The sequence below is a fragment of the Streptomyces sp. NTH33 genome (assembly GCF_003236365.1).
Lineage (GTDB): Bacteria > Actinomycetota > Actinomycetes > Streptomycetales > Streptomycetaceae > Streptomyces.
The window spans coordinates 1-3,667 of record NZ_POTZ01000581.1; the positions used below are offsets into that span (position 1 = coordinate 1).

3 protein-coding genes and 1 riboswitch are annotated in these 3,667 nt (G+C 70.5%); all 3 genes read left to right on the forward strand.

Annotated elements, in window-relative coordinates:
• Positions 1-3 precede the first annotated feature (3 nt).
• The 3 genes from C1I97_RS33280 to C1I97_RS33290 all read left to right on the forward strand — a co-directional run bounded on the left by C1I97_RS33280 (position 4) and on the right by C1I97_RS33290 (position 3,660).
• A complete protein-coding gene (locus tag C1I97_RS33280) occupies positions 4-1,257 on the forward strand; it encodes a cytochrome P450 family protein (protein WP_111006752.1) in 1,254 nt (417 codons plus the stop codon).
• A gap of 261 nt (positions 1,258-1,518) precedes the next feature.
• Positions 1,519-2,598: a LysM peptidoglycan-binding domain-containing protein gene (locus tag C1I97_RS33285; RefSeq protein WP_111006753.1), complete on the forward strand. Its 1,080-nt coding sequence runs from the start codon at positions 1,519-1,521 to the stop codon at positions 2,596-2,598.
• A gap of 183 nt (positions 2,599-2,781) precedes the next feature.
• A riboswitch (cyclic di-AMP (ydaO/yuaA leader) is annotated at positions 2,782-2,948 on the forward strand.
• Positions 2,949-2,952: 4 nt separating this feature from the next.
• Complete coding sequence (locus tag C1I97_RS33290) at positions 2,953-3,660, forward strand: LysM peptidoglycan-binding domain-containing protein (RefSeq protein WP_111006754.1); 708 nt, start codon at positions 2,953-2,955, stop codon at positions 3,658-3,660.
• Positions 3,661-3,667 lie beyond the last annotated feature (7 nt).

The following is a 3,667-nucleotide window of genomic DNA, read 5'->3' on the forward strand; positions in this document are numbered from 1 at the left end:
CGTATGCACGACCAGCCGCCCACCTTGTTCACCTGGGAGTTCGCCAGCAACCCCTACCCCGCCTACGCCTGGCTCCGCGAGCACGCCCCCGTGCACAAGACCCGCCTCCCCAGCGGAGTGGAGGCCTGGCTGGTCACGCGGTACGCCGACGCCAAGCAGGCTCTCGCCGACAACCGCCTCTCCAAGAACCCGGCGCACCACGACGAGCCCGCCCACGCCAAGGGCAAGACCGGCATCCCCGGCGAGCGCAAGGCCGACCTGATGACGCACCTGCTCAACATCGACCCGCCGGACCACACCCGGCTGCGCCGCTTGGTCAGCAAGGCGTTCACCCCGCGCCGGGTCGCCGAGTTCGCCCCCCGCGTGCAGGAGCTGGCCGACGGCCTCATCGACGCCTTCGCCGGCCGAGGCACCGCCGACCTCATCCACGAGTTCGCCTTCCCGCTGCCCATCCACGCCATCTGCGACCTGCTCGGCGTCCCCCGCGAGGACCAGGACGACTTCCGGGACTGGGCGGGCATGATGATCCGGCACGGAAAGGGCCCCCGGGGCGGAGTCGCCCGCTCGGTGAAGAAGATGCGCGGCTACCTCGCCGACCTCATCCACCGCAAACGCCAGGCCCTGCCGGCCGAACCCCTCCCCGGCGAGGACCTCATCTCCGGCCTCATCCGCGCCTCCGACCACGGCGAGCACCTCACCGAGAACGAGGCCGCCGCCATGGCCTTCATCCTCCTCTTCGCCGGTTTCGAGACCACCGTCAACCTCGTCGGCAACGGCACCTACGCCCTGCTCACCCACCCCGGGCAGAGGAGCCGGCTGCAGCGGTCCCTCGCCGAGGGGGACAGGGGCCTGCTGGAGACAGGGGTGGAGGAACTCCTGCGCTACGACGGCCCCGTGGAGCTGGCCACCTGGCGCTTCGCCACCCGCCCGCTCACCATCGGCGGGCAGGACATCGCTCCGGGCGACCCGGTCCTCGTCGTCCTCGCCGCCGCCGACCGGGACCCGGAGCGCTTCGCCGACCCCGACGTCCTCGACCTCGGCCGGCGTGACAATCAACACCTCGGGTACGGGCACGGCATCCACTACTGCCTCGGCGCCCCACTCGCCCGCCTGGAGGGCCAGATCGCCCTCGCCACCCTGTTCAACCGCCTCCCGAACCTCCAACTCGACGCGGAGGCAAGCGACTTGCGCTGGCGCGGTGGGCTCATCATGCGCGGACTGCGCACCCTGCCCGTGAGCTTCACCCCGCACCCCTAAGTCCGGACAGGGCCGGACAGGGCCGGAAAAGGGGCCGTACGCAGGCCGTACACGGGCCGTATACGGACCGTGCGCCTGCCTGCGGCTGTCCGCTGACGAGCGCAAAGGTGACACGCGCTCAATCATGTGACCTTCACGTGATCTACGCGGCATTAACTTGTGACAAGCGATCGACAGCCGCTACCTTCACCCATCAGCGTCGCGGCACCCAGCCGTATCCGCCGCCACGTTGGTCACTGCCGTCGGTTGAAAGGTCTCCGCATGCTCTCCGGGAACGGTCGTCACCGTCGCCCCCGTCAGGCCCCGGCCCTCTTCGTCGCTGCCGGAGTGACCGGATCCGCCATCGCCATCCCGCTGATGGGCGCCTCCGGCGCCAGCGCGGCGGACGGCACCGTGTGGGACAAGGTGGCGAAGTGCGAGAGCGGCGGCTCCTGGAGCGCCGACGCCGGCAACGGCTACTACGGCGGGCTGCAGTTGACCCAGGAGGACTGGGAGCAGTACGGCGGCCTCGACTACGCGCCGAGCGCCGACCAGGCCAGCCGGTCCCAGCAGATATCCGTGGCCGAGAAGATACTCGCCGACCGGGGGCCCGGCGCCTGGCCGACCTGCGGACTGCTCTCCGGGCTCAGCAAGAAGTCCGGCGTGGCGAAGGTCGACACCGGCGTGGGCGGCGGCTCTTCCGGTTCGAACGGTTCCTCCGACTCGTCCGGAAAGTCCAACCCTTCCCTGTCGAACGGCCTCGGCCTGTCCGGCTCGCCGCAGGGGTCGGGCAATTCGTCCGACTCGTCCGACTCGTCCGGCCCGTCCGACTCGCCCACCGCCGAGCCCGATGCGGCGGACTCGCCGAGTGCGGCTCCGGTGAACCCGTCGCCCTCGACCCCTTCGCCCGGCAAGGGGGGCGACTCGGTCAAGCCTGACACTTCGCCCGAAGATGCCGCAAGTGTCCCCTCGGCGCCCGACACCTCGCCCTCCATTGCGTCCGAATGGGGCAACTCGGACAACTACGGCTATGTCGCGGGTGTTTCGGCGCTGGTCGACACCGGCGCGCTCGGCGCCGGCCGCCACCGCGGGGCCAGCGCGGTCGAGGATCCGGCCGACAGCCGTGCGGTCGCTTCCTCCGGCCGTCACGCCTCGCGCGGCGGCAGCGGCGCACGCGCCGACATGAGCGGCTCCTACACGGTCCGTTCCGGCGACTCCCTCGAGTCCATCGCCGACTCCCTTGGCCTCCAGGGCGGATGGAGCGCGCTGTACGACGCGAACAGGCAGGCCATCGGCGACGACCCGGACCGCGTCGTCGCCGGTCAAGCCCTGGACATCCCTGCCGAAACAGCCCAGAAGTAGCGGGAGTTCACGTCACACTTCGCACCGAATGTCCCTTTCGGTGAAAGTGTGGGATGAGTCTCAGAAGCCCTGATCGTCTTTGAAATTCCGCGGATCACGTGTCTACGGTCGTGACCGCTCGCCACCGCGAGCCCCGGCTGCCGCGAACGCCGAATCCTGCCAGCGGCCGTACGGGAACAGTCGTCGCGTCAAGCGCCGTAGGCAGGAGCGGGGGACCCAAGGTAAGTGCCGCACCGGTCAGTTGACGGAGCGGCTGGGGGTGAAGCCGTGCCTCGTGAAGGAGGCACGGCCGGGCAACTCGACCGGCCCGAACCCGACAGCTCACCTCGCAGGCGTCGGTGAGGGGATCCATCCATGCTGTTCTCCAGCAAGGGCAAGCACCGCCGTCCGTCCAAGGCCACTCGCGTCCTCACGCTCGCCGGTGTCACCGGTGCCGCCGTCGCCGCCCCGCTGATGGCGGTCGGCAACGCCTCCGCCGCCACCGCCTCCCAGTGGGACGCGGTCGCCCAGTGCGAGTCCGGTGGCAACTGGTCCATCAACACCGGCAACGGCTTCTACGGCGGTCTGCAGTTCACCAGCTCCACCTGGGCCGCGTTCGGCGGCACCGCCTACGCGCCGCGCGCCGACCTGGCCTCCAAGTCGGCGCAGATAGCCGTCGCCGAGAAGGTCCTCGCGGGCCAGGGCAAGGGCGCCTGGCCGGTCTGCGGCAAGGGCCTGTCCGGCGCCGCCTACAACGGCAGCGCCCCCTCCTCGTCGAACGCCGGCTCCAAGAGCGGCGGCTCCGCGAGCAGCGGCGTCACCAAGCGCTCGACCGAGCAGCGGGCTGCCAGCCGTTCCGTGACGCGTCCGGCCCCGGCCCCGCAGAAGACCGTCACCACCCCGACCGGCAAGAAGGTCAAGAAGGGCGACGGCGAGTACAGGGTGGTCCCCGGTGACACCCTCAGCTCCATCGCCGGGCAGCACGGCGTCCAGGGTGGCTGGCAGAAGCTGTTCGAGCTGAACAAGGGTGTCGTCGACAACGCCGACCTCATCTACCCGGGCCAGCAGCTGCACCTGAAGTAACCGGCCC